This is a genomic window from Streptomyces sp. CB00316, from assembly GCF_001905595.1.
GTDB lineage: Bacteria > Actinomycetota > Actinomycetes > Streptomycetales > Streptomycetaceae > Streptomyces.
Genome location: NZ_LIXI01000001.1, coordinates 809,192 through 827,779 on the forward strand (window position 1 = coordinate 809,192; position 18,588 = coordinate 827,779).

Annotated in this window: 17 protein-coding genes and 1 pseudogene; 10 read left to right on the plus strand and 8 right to left on the minus strand. The window is 72.8% G+C overall.

Annotated features, from left to right (window positions below; genetic code table 11):
* Nucleotides 1-222: 222 nt before the first annotated feature.
* Entirely contained in the window at nucleotides 223-1,230 is a 1,008-nt protein-coding gene (locus AMK21_RS03640; RefSeq protein WP_073874272.1) for a small ribosomal subunit Rsm22 family protein, read from the plus strand.
* Nucleotides 1,231-1,406: 176 nt separating this feature from the next.
* On the opposite strand, the gene ddaH is transcribed toward AMK21_RS03640, so the two are convergent.
* Nucleotides 1,407-2,273 carry a dimethylargininase gene (ddaH, locus tag AMK21_RS03645; protein WP_374194606.1) on the minus strand — a complete coding sequence of 289 codons (867 nt, stop codon included), beginning with the start codon at nucleotides 2,271-2,273 and terminating at the stop codon, nucleotides 1,407-1,409.
* 157 nt (nucleotides 2,274-2,430) lie between these two features.
* Here ddaH and AMK21_RS03650 point away from each other — a divergent pair, with 157 nt between their 5' ends.
* Nucleotides 2,431-3,060 (plus strand): TetR/AcrR family transcriptional regulator, encoded by a 630-nt coding sequence (locus AMK21_RS03650; protein ID WP_073874039.1) that lies wholly within the window; start codon nucleotides 2,431-2,433, stop codon nucleotides 3,058-3,060.
* Between the two features lie 152 nt (nucleotides 3,061-3,212).
* Nucleotides 3,213-3,959, plus strand: coding sequence for a bifunctional DNA primase/polymerase (locus tag AMK21_RS03655; RefSeq protein WP_073874041.1), 747 nt, complete (start codon nucleotides 3,213-3,215; stop codon nucleotides 3,957-3,959).
* Nucleotides 3,960-4,028: 69 nt separating this feature from the next.
* Here the strand turns inward: AMK21_RS03655 and AMK21_RS03660 are convergent, their stop codons facing one another.
* Nucleotides 4,029-5,033, minus strand: a complete 1,005-nt coding sequence (locus AMK21_RS03660) for a hypothetical protein (protein ID WP_073874043.1) — start codon at nucleotides 5,031-5,033, stop codon at nucleotides 4,029-4,031.
* Nucleotides 5,034-5,282: 249 nt separating this feature from the next.
* Between AMK21_RS03660 and AMK21_RS03665 the strand changes: the two are divergent.
* Together AMK21_RS03665 and AMK21_RS03670 are read left to right on the plus strand one after the other, a co-directional pair.
* Nucleotides 5,283-5,651 (plus strand): annotated as a pseudogene (locus AMK21_RS03665) (LPXTG cell wall anchor domain-containing protein); the annotation flags it as partial.
* A 79-nt stretch (nucleotides 5,652-5,730) separates the two neighbouring features.
* Entirely contained in the window at nucleotides 5,731-6,402 is a 672-nt protein-coding gene (locus AMK21_RS03670; RefSeq protein ID WP_073874045.1) for a PhzF family phenazine biosynthesis protein, read from the plus strand.
* 32 nt (nucleotides 6,403-6,434) lie between these two features.
* Here the strand turns inward: AMK21_RS03670 and AMK21_RS03675 are convergent, their stop codons facing one another.
* Together AMK21_RS03675 and map are read right to left on the minus strand one after the other, a co-directional pair.
* Nucleotides 6,435-7,100: a heme oxygenase (biliverdin-producing) gene (locus tag AMK21_RS03675; RefSeq protein WP_073874047.1), complete on the minus strand. Its 666-nt coding sequence runs from the start codon at nucleotides 7,098-7,100 to the stop codon at nucleotides 6,435-6,437.
* 194 nt (nucleotides 7,101-7,294) lie between these two features.
* Nucleotides 7,295-8,152, minus strand: a complete 858-nt coding sequence (gene map / locus AMK21_RS03680) for a type I methionyl aminopeptidase (protein ID WP_073874049.1) — start codon at nucleotides 8,150-8,152, stop codon at nucleotides 7,295-7,297.
* Nucleotides 8,153-8,210: 58 nt separating this feature from the next.
* Between map and AMK21_RS03685 the strand changes: the two genes are divergently transcribed.
* Nucleotides 8,211-8,441 (plus strand): hypothetical protein, encoded by a 231-nt coding sequence (locus tag AMK21_RS03685; RefSeq protein ID WP_073874051.1) that lies wholly within the window; start codon nucleotides 8,211-8,213, stop codon nucleotides 8,439-8,441.
* 147 nt (nucleotides 8,442-8,588) lie between these two features.
* On the opposite strand, the gene AMK21_RS03690 is transcribed toward AMK21_RS03685, so the two are convergent.
* Nucleotides 8,589-9,884, minus strand: a complete 1,296-nt coding sequence (locus tag AMK21_RS03690) for an MFS transporter (RefSeq protein WP_073874053.1) — start codon at nucleotides 9,882-9,884, stop codon at nucleotides 8,589-8,591.
* 122 nt (nucleotides 9,885-10,006) lie between these two features.
* Here AMK21_RS03690 and npdG point away from each other — a divergent pair, with 122 nt between their 5' ends.
* The 3 genes from npdG to AMK21_RS03705 all read left to right on the plus strand — a co-directional run bounded on the left by npdG (nucleotide 10,007) and on the right by AMK21_RS03705 (nucleotide 12,263).
* Nucleotides 10,007-10,717, plus strand: coding sequence for an NADPH-dependent F420 reductase (gene npdG / locus AMK21_RS03695; protein ID WP_073874054.1), 711 nt, complete (start codon nucleotides 10,007-10,009; stop codon nucleotides 10,715-10,717).
* Between the two features lie 105 nt (nucleotides 10,718-10,822).
* On the plus strand, nucleotides 10,823-11,005 hold the full coding sequence (locus AMK21_RS03700; RefSeq protein WP_073874056.1) for a hypothetical protein: 183 nt from the start codon (nucleotides 10,823-10,825) through the stop codon (nucleotides 11,003-11,005).
* A gap of 160 nt (nucleotides 11,006-11,165) precedes the next feature.
* Nucleotides 11,166-12,263, plus strand: coding sequence for an ABC transporter permease (locus AMK21_RS03705; RefSeq protein WP_234421815.1), 1,098 nt, complete (start codon nucleotides 11,166-11,168; stop codon nucleotides 12,261-12,263).
* Between the two features lie 14 nt (nucleotides 12,264-12,277).
* Here AMK21_RS03705 and AMK21_RS03710 read toward each other — a convergent pair whose 3' ends face one another.
* Nucleotides 12,278-13,084, minus strand: coding sequence for a site-2 protease family protein (locus tag AMK21_RS03710; RefSeq protein ID WP_073874058.1), 807 nt, complete (start codon nucleotides 13,082-13,084; stop codon nucleotides 12,278-12,280).
* A gap of 148 nt (nucleotides 13,085-13,232) precedes the next feature.
* On the opposite strand from AMK21_RS03710, the gene AMK21_RS03715 reads away from it, so the two are divergent.
* Complete coding sequence (locus AMK21_RS03715; protein WP_073874276.1) at nucleotides 13,233-16,613, plus strand: AfsR/SARP family transcriptional regulator; 3,381 nt, start codon at nucleotides 13,233-13,235, stop codon at nucleotides 16,611-16,613.
* Between the two features lie 44 nt (nucleotides 16,614-16,657).
* On the opposite strand, the gene AMK21_RS03720 is transcribed toward AMK21_RS03715, so the two are convergent.
* Nucleotides 16,658-17,512 (minus strand): ABC transporter permease, encoded by an 855-nt coding sequence (locus tag AMK21_RS03720; RefSeq protein ID WP_073874059.1) that lies wholly within the window; start codon nucleotides 17,510-17,512, stop codon nucleotides 16,658-16,660.
* Nucleotides 17,509-18,531, minus strand: a complete 1,023-nt coding sequence (locus AMK21_RS03725) for an ATP-binding cassette domain-containing protein (protein ID WP_073874061.1) — start codon at nucleotides 18,529-18,531, stop codon at nucleotides 17,509-17,511. The genes AMK21_RS03720 and AMK21_RS03725 overlap by 4 nt, the downstream gene beginning before the upstream one ends.
* Nucleotides 18,532-18,588 lie beyond the last annotated feature (57 nt).

Below are 18,588 nucleotides of genomic sequence, written 5' to 3' on the forward strand. Positions count from 1 at the left end.
ATCTCGTCCTGTGCGCTGCGTGCCGAGCGCTCGGTGCTGCGAGCCTCGTACCTCGTCCCGATCTCGCGCGGGCCAGCGTAGCAACCACCTTCTGACCGCGTGGAGTTCGCGGAAAACCTGTTCCGGACCGGTTACCCGGACCCGCCGCAGGGGCCCGTACCCCACCCTGCCCGGACCAAGCGGAATGCGCCCGAGGGTTCCCCCTCCGCCTACAATTCGTCGGTGAACGTCACCCTCCCCACCGCCCAGTCCCTGCGCGCGGCCCTGGCCGGGCTGCTCGACGGGCTGCCGCCGAAGCAGGCCGCGCAGGCCGTCGACCGGCTGATCGCCAGCTACCGCGGGGAGACCCCGACCAACGCCCCGATCCTGCGGGACCGCTCCGACGTCGTCGCGTACGCCGCGTACCGGATGCCCGCCACCTTCGAAGCCGTACGGTCCGCCCTCGACGCCCTGGTCGAGGCCGCGCCCGACTGGGCGCCGGCCACCCACACCGACGTCGGCGGCGGCACGGGAGCGGCGAGCTGGGCGGTGGCCGGGGCCTGGGAGGGTGCGGCGACGACCGTCCTGGACTGGGCCGAGCCCGCCCTCGCCCTCGGCCGGGAACTGGCCGAGGCGTCCGGGGTGCCGTCCCTGCGGGAGGCCCGCTGGGAGCGGGCCCGGATCGGCGCGGCGCTGGAGCTGGCACCGGCGGACCTGGTCACCGTCAGCTATGTACTCAAGGAGCTCACCACCGAGGCCAGGACCGAGCTGGTCGACGCGGCCGCCGCGGCCGGGCAGGCCGTGGTGATCGTGGAGCCCGGCACCCCCGACGGGTACGACCGGATCGTCGAGGCCCGGGACCGGCTGATCGTCGCCGGGCTGCGGATCGCCGCCCCCTGCCCGCACAGCGGCACCTGCCCGATCACCCCCGGCGCGGACTGGTGCCACTTCTCGGCCCGGGTCAGCCGCTCCTCGCTGCACCGGCAGGTCAAGGGCGGCTCGCTCAGCCACGAGGACGAGAAGTTCGCTTACGTCGTCGCCACCCGCTTCCCCGCCACCCCGGCGCCCGCCCGGATCACCCGCAAGCCGCAGCTCCGCAAGGGCCAGGTCCTGCTGGAGCTCTGCACCCGCGACGAGGGCCTGTCCCGCTCCACGGTCACCAAGCGCCACGGCGAGCTGTACCGGGCGGCCCGGGGCATCGCCTGGGGCGACCCCTGGCCGCCGGAGGGCACGGCCCGAGCCGGGTGGTGACGCGGAACCAGCCGACTCAGGCCGACCCCCGCGTCCTCCTCCCTCAGCCCCGGGGCGGCGCGCTGGATCCGGTCGGCACGGGCAGAAGAAAACGGACGCCGTTCCTCCACTGAATCGTTCCTCTGCGGAATCACGGCGTCCATTCGCGGCTGGAAGGCCCCTCGGGGCGCTCGCGCCTACCCCCGCAGCTCCTGTGTGCAGCACTTCACGCTGCCGCCGCCCTTGAGCAGCTCACCCAGGTCCATCGGGACCGGCTCGAAGCCCCGGTCCCGCAGCGGGTCGAGCAGCCCCGTCGCCGCCTGGGGCAGCAGGACGTGGTGGCCGTCGCTGACCGAGTTGAGGCCGAACGCCGCCGCGTCCGCCTCCTGGGCGAGCAGCGCGTCCGGGAAGAGCCGGCGCAGCACGGCCCGGCTGCCGGGGGAGAAGGCGTCCGGGTAGTACATGATCTCGTCCGCCGCCGCGTCCAGCACGCACAGCGCGGTGTCCAGGTGGTAGTAGCGCGGGTCCACCAGATCTAGGCCGATGACCGGCAGCCCGAAGAACTCCTGGGCCTCGTCGTGCGAGAGCGGGCTGGAGCGGAAGCCGCGCCCGGCCAGGAGGTAGGAGGCGGTGACCGCGAAGTCCCCCTCGCCCTCGTTGACGTGGTCCGGCTCCCGGATGTCGGTGAAGCCGTGCTCCCGGAACCACTCGCGGTGGGCCTCGGCCTCCTCGAACCGCTCCCGGTAGGCGAACAGGGCGCCGAGCACCCGCCCGCCGATCACCGTGGCGCCGTTGGCCGCGAAGACCATGTCCGGCAGCTCCGGGCGGGGGGTGAGCAGCTCGACGGTGTGGCCGAGGGCACGGTAACGGTCGCGCAGGTCCTCCCACTGGGTCTGGGCCAGCGGCAGGTCGACGGGTTTGGACGGGTCCATCCACGGGTTGATGGAGTAGGTGACCCGGAAGTGCGTCGGGGCGCACATCAGGTAGCGACGAGGGGTGGCGTCACGGTTCAACTGGGGCTCCTCGCGAACGGCGGCCGGGCCGCGGAACGGTGGGATGCGCATGGTCTGCGCGTGAGCCCATGGTGCGCCGTGCGGGCTGGATCCGCAGGCCGATCGGGTGGTTCACCCGATCGTCCTACCGCGGCCATCGTCCGGCCGCCCACGTACGGGATCCGTGCAAGACGATACGTTCCGGCTTGTCCGGCGTTAGATTGGCCGTATGGCACCCCATAAGGCACCCGTCTCCAGCCGCCGCAGCGACCGCTCCCGCCGGGCCATCTACGACGCCGCCCTGGCCCTCGTCGGCGAGAGCGGCTACCGGCGTACGACGATCGAGGGTATCGCCGCCCGTGCCGGGGTCGGCAAGCAGACGATCTACCGCTGGTGGCCTTCCAAGGCGGCCGTCCTGATGGAGGCCTTCCTGGACCTGGCCGCCCGGGCCGCCGAGGAGGCGGGCCCGCAGGCGGGCGGCGCCGAGTACGGCATCCCCGACACCGGGGACCTGGCCGCCGACCTCAAGCTCGTCCTCCGGGCCACCGTCGACGAGCTGAACGACCCGCTGATGGAGGCCCCCACCCGGGCGCTGACCGCCGAGGGCATCGTCGACGCGAAACTGGGCGCCGAATTCGTCGGGAAGCTGCTCGACCCGCAGCTCGCGTTGTATGTCACACGGCTGCGGGCCGCCCAGGAGGCCGGGCAGCTCCGCCCCGACGCCGATCCGCGGATCGCCCTGGAGCTCCTGATCGCGCCACTCACCCACCGCTGGCTGCTCAGGACCCTCCCGCTCACCCATGCGTACGCCGACACGATCGTCGACTACGCCCTCGGCGGACTGACCCCTCGCTCTTGATCCTTATCCGTTATGTGGCGACATCGGGCGTGATGGTGCTCACTCGGTGCAGTGGTGCACGGCCCCACTGGTGAACTCTGGCCACCCCAACCGCCAGATGGTGCGACGATGGAGAGGCAACGCTGAGGTGAAATGCTGAGGTGAGGGGATAGATGGGCGCCGATTCCGGCCGTTTCCGCGGCACAGAGAGCAGGATCTCCCAGTGGCTGCGGCGACGTCCCAAATCACCGGGGGCCGAAGCCGAGGAGACGGCCCGAGTGGCGATGCTCCTGGCGGTCGCCGACGCGGGCATGCCCATCGCCCCCGCCGCCCACCCCCTCGGATACCGATGTTCCTGCGAACGCATCGGCTGTCCCACCCCCGCCCGGCACCCCATCTCCTTCGCCTGGCAGACGCAGTCGACCACCGACCGCGCCCAGGTCGAGCGCTGGGCCCGCAGCCAGCCGCTGGCCAACTTCATCACCGCGACCGGCATGGTCCACGACGTGCTGGACGTCCCGCTCACCGCCGGCCGCAGCGCCCTGGAGCGTCTGCTCGCGGCGGGCATCGATGTCGGCCCGGTCGCCCAGTCCGGCGAGGACCGGATGCTCTTCTTCACCGCCACCCGCGGCACCCCCGAGGACGAGGACGAGTGGTGGCCCTGCGAGCTGGACTGCCACCCCGAGACCATGGACGCCCACCCGGGCCTGCGCTGGCACTGCCGCGGCAGCTACGTCCTGCTGCCGCCCGCCCGGCTTCCCGGTGAGCTCGACGTCCACTGGGTGCGCGGCTCCGAGCACGAGCTGCCCGACCCGCTGACCCTGCTGGAGACGCTCACCGACGCCTGCGCGCGCTATGCGGGCAGTGCCGAGCAGAGCGAGCTGGACCACGACTCGATCGCCTGGCCGTTGAGCCGTTGAGCCGTCGAGTTCGTTGAGTCGTTGAGCTGTTACGAGGGGGGAGGGCCCGGGATGCGGGCCCTCCCCCTCCTACTCGCCCTTCGCCGCGACCAGACCCGGCAGCCGGTTCAGCAGCCGGACCCGGCCGCCGGAGTCGGAGCTCTGCCCACGCGCGGGCACATGGACCAGCTGGCTGGAGATCCGCTCCTTGGTGAGGCTGTTGGTGACCTCGCCGGTCATCAGCGCCTTCACATCCGCGTTGACCTCCGGCCTCAGCCCCTTCGCCGTGACCTGACGCTCGAAGTGCTTGCTGCTGAAGAAGACCAGCGCCCCGCCGTCCTCGGTGCGCAGCCCGAGCGGCCCGAACGTGCCGCCGGAGAGCGGCTGGTCGACGTACTGGTACGAGAACCCGGCCCGTCGGGTCGTGCGGCGCGTCTCGCGCCACTGCGAGGTCGCCGTGCTCGGGGCGAAGACGTCCGGGGTGCCCTTCTGCAGGTACTCGGTGTACGCGATACTCAAGTCGGCCGGAGAAACGGTCAGTTCACCGCTCTGCGGCTCCACCGGCGTGGCGAGCCCGTCCTTGTCCCGGGTGAACTCCGGCACCTGGGACGGCGGGACGACCCCGAGATAGGACGCCTTCCACAGCGCGCCGGGGCCACTGCGTACGAACACGACCAGCCAGCGGGTGTCAAGCTTCCCGCCGTCCTCGTCCCGGTTGGAGTCGGTGTCCGCCAGGAACCAGCGCGGCCAGCCCGCCTTCTTCGGGATGACGTAGGTGGCGTCCGTCAACTCCAGCGGCTTGTGCGCCTTGTTGCCGCCGGGGTTGTACGTCTGCCGCGCCTTCAGCCCGGCCTGGTTGATCGCCCCGAGCGACCCCGTCACCCGGTCCGCGTCCAGCGCCGGATCGTAGGCCTTGTCCGCCGCGTTGTAGGCGGTGATGAAGTCCGTCAGGGCCTGGGCGGCCTCGGACTCCGTCGCCCCCGGCAGCACTTCCAGCTCGCCGTGCACCGTCACACAGCCGCTCGCGGTCACGCACAGCACCGTCGCCGTGGCGAGCGCCGCCGTCAGCCGACTCACCCTAGGGACTCTCGTCATCCGTTGCTTCTGCGCCTTCCGCATCCGTCGCCCGCACTGACCGTCGAAACCCTACCGGGGCGGCGAACGGTGTGCGGGCGCGGTCCGGATTCAGCGCCCACACCGTGACACGGCGCCCCGGCGGGCGGCTGTGGTCGCGTGGTGTGCCGCTGGAACGTGCCGCGCTCGACGCGGACCAGCACCGGGTTCCGCTGCCCACCTACCCCTTCCGGCGCGACCGGTACTGGGCCGATCCGCCGCCCGTCGACGGCCTTCAGCGGCATGTACAAGAAGGGCGATGAGCTGGACGCCCTGAACGCCGCCGTCTCGCTCGACAAGGACGCCACGCCGCCCCCGGACGGCTCGACGGGCGGTCCGTCGGGCGGCTCCGTTTCCACGGGCGGCTCGGGCTCCACCGGCGGTTCCACCGCGGGCGGCTCCTCCACCGGTGGCGGCGCGGTAGGCGGTTGGACCACCGGCGGCTCCACCACCGGCGGTTCGGTCGGCGGCTCCGGCGCCCTGGCCGCCACCGGCTCCGACGTCCCGACGGGCGCGCTGATCGGCGCCTCCGGCCTTGTCGTGGCGGCCGGTGCCGGCCTCGTGGTCGCGGCGCGCCGTCGCCGTGAGGCCACCGTCTGATCGACTCCGCACCACCCGCGGGGCCGTGCCTGCCGGTGCGGCCCCGCGGTCGTTCCCCGCGTGATGCTTGAATGCGCACGTGAACCACTACGACGTACCCCGGGGCATCGACGTCCTGCGGGTGTTCTGCGGACCCGACGGACGCCACGGCAACGCCCTCGGCGTCGTACGCGACGGACGCAGCCACCCCGACGAGGCATCCCGGCAGGAGCTGGCCCGACAACTGGGCTTCAGCGAGACCGTGTTCGTCGACGACCCGGAGCGCGGCCGGGTGGACATCCACACCCCCGGCCTCCGGCTGCCGTTCGCCGGGCACCCGCTGGTCGGCGCCGCCTGGCTGCTGGACCTGGAGGTCCTGGAACTGGCCGTCGGGGACGTGTTCGCCCGCCAGGACGGGGAGTTCACCTGGATCACCGCCCGCCCGGAGTGGGCCCCGCCGCGCACGTTCCAGCAGTACGCCACTGCGGACGAGGTGGAGGCGCTCCCGGGACCGCCTCCCGGGGAGGGCTGGCTCTACGCCTGGGCCTGGGAGGACGAGGCCGCCGGGCGCGTGCGCGCGCGGGCCTTCCCGAGGCGCGGGGAGGGCACCGTCGAGGACGAGGCGACGGGCGCGGCGGCCCTGCTGCTCAGCGCACACCTCGGCCGGGCCCTGAACATCACACAAGGACGCGGCTCCCAGATCCTCACAGCACCCGCGCCGGACGGCACGGTGGAGGTAGGGGGCCGCGTCCTGATGGCCGCCCGGGGCTGACCCCTGGACGGCCGCACGCTGTAGGGCAGGGGCTACGCGCTGAGCGGGAACACCTCGCCCAGCTCCCGGAAGACCGCGGTGTTGAGCGCGAAGGCGCGCTTGCACTCCTCGACGATCCGCTGCTTCTCCAGGTCGTCGGCGTTCACCGCGTCCAGCAGCTCGCGGTAGGCCCGCTTGAAGGCGGCCGGGTTGGTGATCTCCTCGAAGACGTAGAACCGCACGCCGTCGCCCTTGCGCTCGAAGCCCCAGGCCTTCTCCGCCCTGTCGCGGATGATCTGGCCGCCCGAGAGGTCGCCGAGGTAACGGGTGTAGTGGTGCGCTATGTAACCGGCGGGCCAGGTGCGCGCGCACTCGGTCACCCGGGCGGCGTACGCGGCGGTCGCCGGCAGCGGCTCCAGGCCGTCGCGCCAGTTCTCCCCGCGCAGGTGCGCCAGGTCGCGCTCCAGCTCGGTGGAGCGCATCAGCTCGGGCTGGATGAAGGGCCCGGCGACCGGGTCGTTCCGCAAGGCCTCCGCGCCCTCCTCCAGCGCCCGGTAGACGAACCACAGCTGCTCGGTGTAGCGCGTGTACGCGTCGACACCCAGCCGCCCGCCGAGCAGGTCGCCCATGAAGGTCGAGGTCTCGGCCTCGGTGTGCTGTTCGTGCGACGCGGTGCGGATGAGAGTCGAGAAGGGGGTGGCGGTGGCGGTTGCGTCCAAGGCGGGCCTCCGGGGACCGAGGGGGACGGGAAGTCCGGAAACGGACGGAAGTCGGCAGGCGACCGCCGCGACGGCGCGTGCCGGTATGCCGATCCTCCTACTTAGGTTTACCTAAGTCAATTGGTTCCCGACTGCTTGTCGGTAAAAATACGCCCTGAGGGCCCGCGGTGGGCGGTCAAGGGATTTTCGGGTGATTACGGCAGGGTGAGGATCTCCGCACCGGTCTCCGTGACCACCAGCGTGTGCTCGAACTGCGCGGTCCGCTTGCGGTCCTTCGTCACCACGGTCCAGCCGTCCTCCCACATGTCGTACTCGTGGGTGCCCAGCGTCAGCATCGGCTCGATGGTGAACGTCATTCCGGGCTGCATCACGGTGGTCGCGTGCGGGCTGTCGTAGTGCGGAATGATCAGACCGGAGTGGAACGAGGAGTTGATCCCGTGCCCGGTGAAGTCGCGCACCACCCCGTACCCGAACCGCTTCGCGTACGACTCGATGACCCGGCCGATGACGTTGATCTGGCGCCCCGGCCGGACCGCCTTGATGGCCCGGTTCAGCGACTCCCGGGTGCGCTCGACGAGCAGCCGCGACTCCTCGTCCACGTCACCGCAGAGGTAGGTGGCGTTGTTGTCGCCGTGCACCCCGTTGATGTACGCGGTGACATCCAGGTTCACGATGTCTCCGTCGCGCAGCACGGTGGAGTCGGGGATGCCGTGGCAGATGACCTCGTTGAGCGAGCTGCACAGCGACTTCGGGAAGCCCCGGTAGCCGAGGGTGGAGGGGTACGCGCCGTGGTCGATCATGAACTCGTGCGCGACCCGGTCCAGCTCGTCCGTGGTCACGCCCGGGGCGATGTGCTTGGCGGCCTCCTCCATCGCCTGCGCGGCGATGCGGCCCGCGATCCGCATCCGCTCCACGGTGTCGGCGTCCTGGATTTCCGGGCCGGTGTACGGCGCCGGGGCCGGCTTCCCCACGTACTCGGGGCGCCGGATGTTTCCGGGTACGGAACGGACGGGAGTGATCTCCCCTGGTACGAGAAGCGACTGGCCAGACATGCCAGCGAGTCTAACCAGCGCCCCCGGGGCACCATGGCAGGGAGGAAAGGAGCCGTCGATGGCCCTGTTCAAGAAGCGCACGGTCGGCAAACCGGGCGAATGGTACTACTGCCTGGAGCACAAGAAGGTCGAGGAGGGCCCGGAGTGCCCTGCCCAGAACCGGTTCGGCCCCTACACCTCCCGCGAGGCGGCCCAGCACGCGATGGACACGGCCCGCGACCGGAACCTGGAATGGGACACGGACCCCAAGTGGCACGACGGGGACCGTGCCACCCCGCCCGGCGACTGAGCAGATCCTTCAGCCTCGCCGGCGCGCGAGGCGGCGCCCTCCAGCCCGTCCGGCGCTTCAGGACGTCTTTCCAGCCCTTCCGGCGTTCGAGGAGCGGGGTACGGGGCGGAGCCCCGGAGGCCCGGGCCACCCGGCCCGGGCCCCGCCTCACCCCGCCCCCGCCCCCCGCCTCCGCACCGCGTCCTCATCCGTCTCCGAGTCGTACCGGACCAGCTTCGGCAGCGCCGCCGTCAGCAGCACGACCGACGCCACGCACGCCACCCCGCCCGTCCAGATCGCCGACCGGGTCCCGGTCCACCCCGCCATCGCCCCGGCCCGCACCTGCCCCAGCTGCGGCCCCACGCTGTACGAGAGCACCTCGATGCCCGCCAGCCGGCCCCGCAGCTCCTGAGGAATCGTCTGGTTCCAGATGGTCGAGCGCCCCAGCCCGCTCAGCATGTCGCCCGCCCCCGCCACGCCCAGGCAGACCAGCACCACCCACACGTTGGAGAACGAGCCCGCAGCGGCGATCGCCAGCCCCCAGACCGCCGCCCCGAACACCACGAACAGCCCGTGCCGCCGCACCCGGGACGTCCAGCCGCTCGTCAGTCCCAGCGCCAGCGAGCCCACCGAGCCCGCCGCGTACATCAGCCCCAGCGACCACTCCGCGTCCAGCTCGTCCGCCAGGAACGGGAAGATGGTGTTCGGGAAGGCGAAGAACATCGCCGCCAGGTCGATCGCGTACGTCCCCAGCAGCACCGGCCGGCTCCAGGCGTACCGGGCCCCCTCCACGATGCCGCGCAGCGACGGCTTCGCCGCGTCCCCGGCGGGCGGCGCGGGGGAGAGCCGCAGGCAGAGCAGGACCGAGGCGGCGAACGTGCACACCGTCACCGCGTACGCCGTGCCGTGACCGGCGTACGCCACCACCAGACCGGCCAGCGCCGGGCCCGCGATCGCCCCGATCTGCCAGCGCAGCGAGTTCAGGGCGGCCGCCGCCGTCTGCTGGGCGTGCGGCACGATCCGGGCCATCAGGGAGTCCAGCGCGGGCCGCTGGAGCCCGGCCAGTGCGGCTACCCCGCCGGCCACCACGTACAGCGGCCACAGCAGCGGCTCCGGGAGCAGCGCGTTCACCAGCAGGATCGCGGCGAGCACGCCGAGCCCCGCCTCGGTGAGCAGGATGACCCGGCGCCGGTCCACGGCGTCCGCGAGCGCCCCGCCGTACAGCCCGAAGACCACCAGCGGCACCAGCTCCACCGCCCCCATCGCCCCGACCGCGAGCGGTGAGCCGGTGAGGTGCTTGATCTGGAGCGGCAGCGCGATGAGAGCCATGAAGCTGCCGAAGTACGTGATCAGTCCCTGGATCCAGAGCAGCCGGAAGTCGGGCGAGGAACGCCACGGCGAGAGGTCCGGCAGCAGGGCGCGGAGCCGCGACGGGGGAGGGGAGGCAGGGGGCGCTTCGGTCACGAGGGGCCATGATCGGTACTGCGGGCCGCTCCGGGCAAACCGATTTCCCCGCCGGCCGTACCGTGGGGGAGATCGGGCCTCCGGGCGGGATTCCTGGCCCTACCTGGCAGTAGGGTCGGCCCATGACCACACAGGACAACGGCAGCGCGCCCAAGCCCCCCGCCAAGGACCCCTGGGACCTCCCCGACGTCTCCGCCCTGAGCGTCGGCGTACTCGGCGGGACCGGCCCACAGGGGCGCGGCCTCGCCTACCGGCTCGCCCGCGCCGGACAGCGGGTCACCCTCGGCTCCCGGGACGCCGGACGCGCCGCCGATGCGGCCGCCGAGCTCGGGCACGGCATCGAGGGCACGGACAACGCGGAATGCGCCCGGCGCAGCGACATCGTGATCGTCGCCGTGCCGTGGGACGGCCACGCCAAGACCCTGGAGTCCCTGCGCGAGGAACTGGCGGGCAAGCTCGTCATCGACTGCGTCAACCCGCTCGGCTTCGACAAGAAGGGCGCCTACGCCCTCAAGCCGGAGGAGGGCAGCGCCGCCGAGCAGGCCGCCGCCCTGCTGCCGGACTCCCGGGTCACCGCCGCCTTCCACCACCTCTCGGCGGTGCTGCTCCAGGACGAGTCCATCGAGGAGATCGACACCGACGTCCTGGTCCTGGGCGAGGCGCGGGCCGACACGGACATCGTGCAGGCGCTGGCGGGCCGCATCCCCGGGATGCGCGGCATCTTCGCGGGCCGGCTGCGCAACGCCCACCAGGTCGAGTCGCTGGTGGCGAACCTGATCTCGGTCAACCGCCGCTACAAGGCCCACGCCGGACTGCGCACCACCGACGTCTGACCCGTCCCCTCCCCGATCCGAGGGCCCGGGCCCGAGGCGGGGCACAACGGGGCATGGGGGACACTGGACGGGACCGCGACCGTTCCCCGACAGGAGCCGCCCCCCATGCCCCGCCTCGCTCTCTACGCCCTCGTCGTCTGCGTCCTCGCCGTCACGGCGGCCGTGGTCTCCTTCGTCCAGGGCAGCCTGCTCGGGATCATCTGGGTGCTGATCGCGGGGCTCTCGTCGAACATGGTGTGGTTCTACGTGCGCAAGCAGCGCATGGAGGCGGCTGCCGACGCCCGCTGATCCTCCCCGCCGCACTTCCCCGTCACACCCCTCGTGGGCCCTGGGCCGTTCGGGTCGAGGGCCCGCCCTCGCGGGCGCGCCCCGAAGCCCGGACACCGCCCGGGGCCGACCATGTGACGGCCTCGCCACGGCCGTGCCGAGGCCGACGAGGGAGGACCGCGTGGCAGACGCGAGGGACGACGGGTACGGATCCGGATCGACCGCACGGAGGGGCGACGGGGACCGGGGCATCCTGGGGGAGGTGCGCGACGCCGTCTCCACCCGGTCCGCGCTCGTCATGCTCGGGGTGCTCCTGCTCCAACTGGGCTTCGCGCTCTCCTACATGGGCGCCTTCCACGCACCCGAGCCGCGCCAGGTCCCGATCACGCTGGTCGCCCCGCCCGCCGTCGAACGCGACCTGGTGGCCCGGCTCGACGCGCTCCCCGGCGACCCCCTCCACGTCACCCCCGTCGCGACCCGCGCCGAGGCACGGGCGCGGCTGCTGGACCGGCGCACCGACGCCGCCCTCGTCGTGGACCCGGCCGGCCGCACCGACACCCTGCTCGTCGCCTCGGCGGGCGGCCCGTCGGCCTCCACGGCGGCCACGGAGATCCTCCAGGAGGTCGCGCGGGCGCAGAACCGCACGATCGTCGTGACCGACCTCCGCGCGCCCTCGGCAGGCGACTCGCGGGGCCTGTCGTCCTTCTACCTCGTCCTCAGCTGGACCATCGGCGGCTACCTCGCCGCCTCGGCCCTGAACATGGCGGCCGGCTCCAAGAAGCCCACCCTGCGCCGCACCCTGGTCCGGCTGACGGCGATGCTCCCGTACGGCTTCGTCTCGGGCATCGGCGGCGCGATCATCGTGGGCCCGGTGCTGGACTGCCTGCCGGGCGCCTTCTGGGAGCTGGTCGGCATCGGGACCCTGGTGGTCTTCGCCTCCGGCGCCGTGGGCGTCGCCCTCCAGTCGGTGGCGGGGACGGTCGGCCTGGGCCTCACCATCCTGATCTTCACGATCCTGGGCAACCCCAGCTCCGGCGGCGTGTACCCGTCCTCGCTGCTGCCGCCGTTCTGGAGCGCGATCGGCCAGGCGCTGCCTCCGGGGGCCGGTACGACGGTGGTCCGCAACACCGTCTACTTCGACGGCAACGCCACCACCGGCGCCCTGTGGATCCTCGGCGCCTGGGCCTTCGGCGGGGTCGTCGTGGCGATCCTCGCCGCCGCCCTGCGCGACGGGCGGCGGCGGGGCCCCCGCCCGAAGCGCGTGACCGCCCCGGTGTGAGGACGGCCGCGCGCTCACCCCACCGCGCACACCGGGTTCTGCTCGCCGAAGAACGCCTTCCAGAAGCGGTAGAGGTCGTACCCGCAGTACCGCTGGAGGTCATCGACGCCCAGGACGCCCAGCAACGCGTCGATCCCGTCGAAGAACACGATGTTCACCCCGGGGATCCACAGGACCGCGAAGACCGCGATGAGCCCGAACGGCGCGATCGGCTCGACCTGGCGCCGGATCCTGTACGGCAGCCAGGGCTCGATCACCCCGTAGCCGTCCAGCCCCGGGATCGGCAGGGAGTTCAGGATGGCCGCCGTCACCTGGAGCATCGCCAGGAACGCCAGCGCGTACCGGAAGGCGACCGGGACCCCGTCCAGCGCGTCCAGCCAGAACGGGGCCGTACAGACGATGGCGAACGCCACGTTCGTCAGCGGGCCCGCCGCGGAGATCAGACTGTGCTTCCACCGCCCGTGGATCCGGGCCCGCTCGATGTAGACGGCACCGCCGGGCAGGCCGATCCCGCCCATGACGACGAAGAGGACGGGCAGCACGATGCTGAGCAAGGCGTGCGTATAGGCAAGCGGATTGAGCGTCAGATACCCTTTCGCGCCGATCGATGTATCACCACTGTGCAGTGCGGTGCGGGCGTGGGCGTACTCGTGGAGGCAGAGCGAGACGACCCACGCCCCGGTGACGAAAAGGAAGACCGCGAATCCTGTGGCGCCCCCGAAGCCGGCCCACACGGCCCAGCCCGCGACGGCGGTGACGGCGGCGATCCCGAGGAAGACCGGGCTGATCCTCCGGTCCGCGCGGGTGGCTGCGGTGGTCATCGGCACACAACTCCTGGTGCTGGGGTGGAACGGCGGCGACATCGTACGTACGCCGACACGTCCGCCGACACGGCGGGAACGACGAGGACCCGGGCAGGAGTTCCCCCCGGTCAACACCGTGACCGCGTCCGTCGCGGACAATGGGCCCGTGCGCTACTGCATCCTCGGCACCACCCGGGCACTCCGCGACGACGGTACGGCCGTCGCCCTCGGCGGGGCGCGGCTGCGCGCCCTGCTCACCGTCCTCGCACTGCACCCCGGGCGGACCGTCCCGGCCGGGGTCCTGGTGGGCGAGGTGTGGGACGGTGACCCGCCCGCCGACGCGGCCGGCGCGCTCCAGGCACTGGTCGGGCGGCTGCGGCGGGCGCTGGGACGGAGTGCCGTCGAGTCGGTGGAGAGCGGCTACCGGCTGGCCGCCGAGCCGGACGCCGTGGACCTGCACCGGTTCGAGCGGCTGGCCGGGGAGGGGAGCCGGGTCCTGGAGCAGGGCGACCCGGTCAAAGCCGTCACCGTCCTGGACGAGGCCCTGGCGCTCTGGGGCGGGCCGCCGCTCGACGACCTGCCCGACCGTGCGGCGCCCGCCTCCCGCCTGGAGTCCCGCAGGCTCGCCGCCCGGCGGGCCCGGCTGGAGGCGCTGCGCGTCCTCGGGCGGGCGGACGAGGCCCTGTGGGAGCTGGCCGCGCTCTGCGCCGCCCACCCGCTCGACGAACCGCTCCAGGCCCTGCGCATCAGGGCCCTTCGGGACGCCGGGCGCACGGCCGAGGCGCTGGCGGCGTACGAGGGGGTCCGCACCGTACTCTCCGACCGACTCGGCACCGACCCGGGCCCCGAACTGCGCGGTCTGTACGGAGAACTACTCCACCAGGAACCGGCCGGACCGAGCCACCCGCAACCGGCCGCACCGGAACTCCTGGAGCCGCCCGCTGTCCGCAGGCCGCACCCGCCCGCCCCCGGCAACCTCCGCGCCCGGCTCACCAGCTTCGTCGGCCGCGACGGCGACATCGCGACCCTGCGCGAGGACCTCACCCGCACCCGGCTCGTCACCCTCCTCGGCCCCGGCGGTGCGGGCAAGACGCGGCTGTCGCAGGAGACGGCGGAGACCGTCACCGACGCCTGGCCCGACGGGGTCTGGCTGGCGGAGCTGGCCCCCGTGGACGACCCGGACGCCGTCCCCGAGGCCGTGCTCAGCGCGCTCGGCGCCCGGGAGACCGTGCTGCGCGGGGCCGGCGCCGAGGAGCTGCGCGCCGCTGACCGCACCGGCGACGACCCCCTCGTACGCCTCACCGAGCACTGCGCCCCGCGCCGGATGCTGCTGCTCCTGGACAACTGCGAGCACGTCGTCGGGGCGGCGGCAGCCCTCACCGACCACCTGCTCACCCACTGCCCGCAGCTCACCGTCCTGGCGACCAGCCGCGAACCCCTCGGCGTACCGGGCGAGTTCGTGCGCCCCGTCGAACCGCTGCCCGACCCGATGGCGCTGCGCCTCCTCGCCGAGCGCGGAGCCGCCGCCCGGCCCGGCTTCCGTACCGACGCCGACGAGGCCACCGCCGCCGCCTGCGCCGAGATCTGCCGACGGCTCGACGGGCTGCCGCTCGCCATCGAACTGGCCGCCGCCCGGCTGCGGATGCTCACACCGCGCCAGATCGCGGACCGCCTGGACGACCGTTTCCGGCTGCTCACCAACGGCAGCCGGACCGTGCTGCCCCGCCAGCAGACCCTGCGCGCGGTCGTCGACTGGTCCTGGGAGCTGCTGGATACGGCCGAACGGGCCGTCCTGCGCCGCCTCGCCGTCTTCGCCGGCGGCTGCTCCCTCGCTGCCGCCGAGGAGGTCTGCGCCCTGCCCGCCGGACCGGGCGGCCCCGCCGTCGACAGTCTCGACGTGGCCGCGCTGCTCGGCTCGCTGGTCGACAAGTCCCTCGTCGTCGCCGCGCCCGGGGAGGACGCGGAGATGCGCTACCGGCTCCTGGAGACGGTCGGCGAGTACGTCGCCGAACGCCTCGTGGAGGCCGGGGAGCGGGCGGCGGTGGAGCGACGCCACCTCGTCCACTACCGGGAGCTGGCCCGTACGACCGGGCCGGCCATGCGCGGGGCGGGGCAGCGCGCGGCCATCGCGGTCATCCGCCGCGAGTACGAGAACCTGCGCACCGCGTTCCGCCACGCCGTCGCCGCCCGCGACGAGCACGAGGCGCTGTGCATGGTGCTCTCGCTGTCCTGGTACTGGATGCTGCGCGACCTGCGCTCGGACGCCCGCCAGTGGGCCGAGGCCGCCTCCTCGCTCGGCCCCGACCCGTTCGCCCGGCCCGACGTCCGTACTCCCTCGCTGCCGGAGTCGGCCATCGACCGGCCGCCGCCGATGGACGACGACCAGCTTTCGGAGGCACGGCGCGGGTCTGCCCTGATCCAGGTGGCCAGCGTGGACGACGCGATCTCCGCGTGGTCGGACGCCGCGGGGCAGGAGCGGCTGTGGATCATCGCGGACGCCTACCGGCCGGGGCAGCCGCAGACCTGCCGCATGCCCGGTACGTTCTGGATGTACGCGATCATGTTCACCGGGGACATGGACCGGACGCGCGAGGCGCTCGACGAGACGGTCCGGGCCTCCCGGGCCTACGGCTACGAGTGGGAGCTGGCGGCCGCCCTCCAGCTGCGAGCCAACTTCCTGGCCGGTCACTCCGGCCACGCGGACCTGGCACGCGCCGACGCCGAGGAGAGCCTGGAGATCTTCACCCGGCTCGACGACGACTGGGGCACGGCCGAGGCGCTGGCGTCCCGGGGCGAGGCCAACGAACGGACCGGTCACTTCCCCGAGGCCCTGGACGACTACGCCGCCGCCGTGGAGTACGCGCGGAAGATCGGCGCCAGCTCCCAGGTGGCGCTGTTGCGCGCCCGGTACGCCGGGCCGCTCGCCGAGCTGGGCCGGCTGGCGGAGGCCGAGGCCGCGCTGCGGGAGGTGTGCGAAGGAGGACGGCCCCCGAACCCCGAGTCCGCCGCGATCGCCCGGATGCACCTGGCCTTCGTCCTCGGCGCGCAGGGCCGGCCGGCGGAGGCCCGCGAACAGGTGGACATGATCCGCGCGCGCCTCACCTTCGGCGATGTGGCCGTCTTCGACGGGTTCGTCTTCGGGGTGCTGGCCTGGCTGGACAACCTGGAGGGCGGGTACGCCTCCGCCCTGGGCAACGCGCTGACGGCGCTGAGGTGTTCGCGGGAACGGCTGTCGATGATGATCGCCCCGCAGATGCCCTCGGCCCACCTGGTGGCGATCGCCCGCGCCCTGGCCGGGCTCACCCCCGCGGGCGGGGCCGGGGCCTGCGCGGACGCCGCCCGGCTGCTGGGCCTCCAAGCGGCGCTGCTGCCTGGAGGGCACGTGCCGACGACGATCGAGCGCCGCACCCTGACCGAGGCCGAGGAGGCCGCCCGGGTCCACCTCGACGAGGCGGCGTACGTCCGGGCGTACGAGGAGGGCGGCGGCCTCACGCTCGACGAGGCCACCGCCCTGGCGGAGGCGTACCGGCAGGCGCCCGCGCCGTGACGACGCGCGACGAGGCGCACCGGTCGGCCCCTCCTCCGCCCCGTTCAGGTCTTCTTGCGGAACCTGGAGACCGCCAGCGGAGCCGTCACCAGGGTGATGGCCGCGGCCCAGGCGAGCGTCCACCAGACCGAGGCGGCGACCGGGCCGCCCATCATCAGCCCGCGCACCGCGTCCGCGAGGTTCGACAGCGGGTTGTGGTCGGTGAACGCCTGGAGCCAGCCCGGCATGGTCCGGGTCGGCGCGAAGATCGAGGAGCCGAACTGGAGAGGCATCAGCACCAGCATTCCCATCCCCTGGACCGCCTGGGCCGTCTTCACGGACAGCCCGAGCAGCATGAAGATCCACATGATGGCGGAGCCGAACACCGCCGACAGCGCGACCGCCGCGAGGAGGCCGAGCACGGACGTCCCCAGGGTCATCCCGAGGGCGAAGCCCATCGCGAGCAGGATGAGGATGGCGACCATCATCCGGCCCAGCTCGACCACGATCTTGGCGATGAGCACCGAGGAGCGGGCGATCGGCATCGTACGGAACCGGTCCATGACGCCCTTGCGGAAGTCGTCGTTGACGCCGGTCCCGACGGCCATGGCGATGTTCATGCCCATCATCGCCATCAGCCCCGGGATCAGGTAGTTCAGGTAGTCCTGCCGGTCGCCGCCGAGGCTGGCGCCGACCGAGCCGCCGAAGACGTACACGAACAGCAGCGTGAAGATGACCGGCATCAGAAGGACGTCGAACATCGACTCCGGGTCCTTCTTGATCTGGAGCAGATTGCGCCGCGCCAGGGCCCCGATGTGCCGGAGGTTGGCCCGCAGTCCGATCCGGCCCTCGTCGGCCACCGCGGCCTTCGTCGGTACGGGGTCGGCGGGCGCGGGCGTCAGTGTGATGGTGTTGCTCATGCGGCGACCTCCTGGGGAGCGGCGTCGGCGAGGGTGGCGGCCTTGTCCCCGGTGATCGCGAGGAACACCTCGTCCAGGCTGGGCAGGGCGGTCGCGACATGGGCCAGGGCGAAGCCCCGTACGCCCAGCAGGCCGATGACGGCGGTCAGTTGCTCGTCGCTGAGGATGGGCACGTGGAGCAGTCCCTCGTCCGGCACGGCCTGCGCCCCGGCGATCCCGTCGAGTCCGGCCTCCCGGATCGCCTGGGCCATCGCGGCCAGTCCGGCCGGGTCCGAGGGCCGGATCTGCAGGGTGCGGCCGCCGACCTTCGCCTTCAGCTCGTCGACCCCGCCGCGGGCGATGATCTTCCCTCGGTCGATCACCGTCAGCTCCTCGGCGAGCTGCTCGGCCTCCTCCATGTACTGCGTGGTCAGCAGCACGGTGGTGCCCTCCGCGACCATCCGCCGCACCTCGTCCCAGACCTCGTTGCGGGTCCGGGGGTCGAGCCCGGTCGTCGGCTCGTCCAGGTAGAGGACTGCCGGGCTGCCGATCATCGAGGCGGCCAGGTCGAGCCGCCGCCGCATGCCGCCGCTGTACTCCATGGCGGCCCGCCTGCCGGCCTCGGTGAGCGAGAACCGCTCCAGGAGTTCACCGGCCCGGGCCCGAGCCCGCTTGCGGGGCAGATCGAGCAGCCGCCCGATCATGTAGAGGTTCTCCCAGCCGGAGAGCTTCTCGTCGACCGAGGCGTACTGCCCGGTCAGACCGATGGTGCGGCGCAGCTGGCGGGGTTGGCGCACCACGTCGTAGCCCGCGACGAGGGCGCGCCCGGCGTCGGGGACGATCAGGGTGGACAGGCAGCGTACGAGGGTGGTCTTGCCGGCGCCGTTGGGGCCGAGCACACCGAGCACCGTGCCCGCGCGGACATCGAGGTCGACGCCGTCCAGAGCCTTGGTCTCGCCGTAGTGCTTGACCAGCCCCCGCACCTCGACGGCGTTCCGGCCGCTCATGGGGTTCTTGTCGATTCGTTCCATGTCCACCATGGGACCAGGACCGACCGACAGCTCACCGACAACCGGCCGACAGCCTCCCAGGGCAGG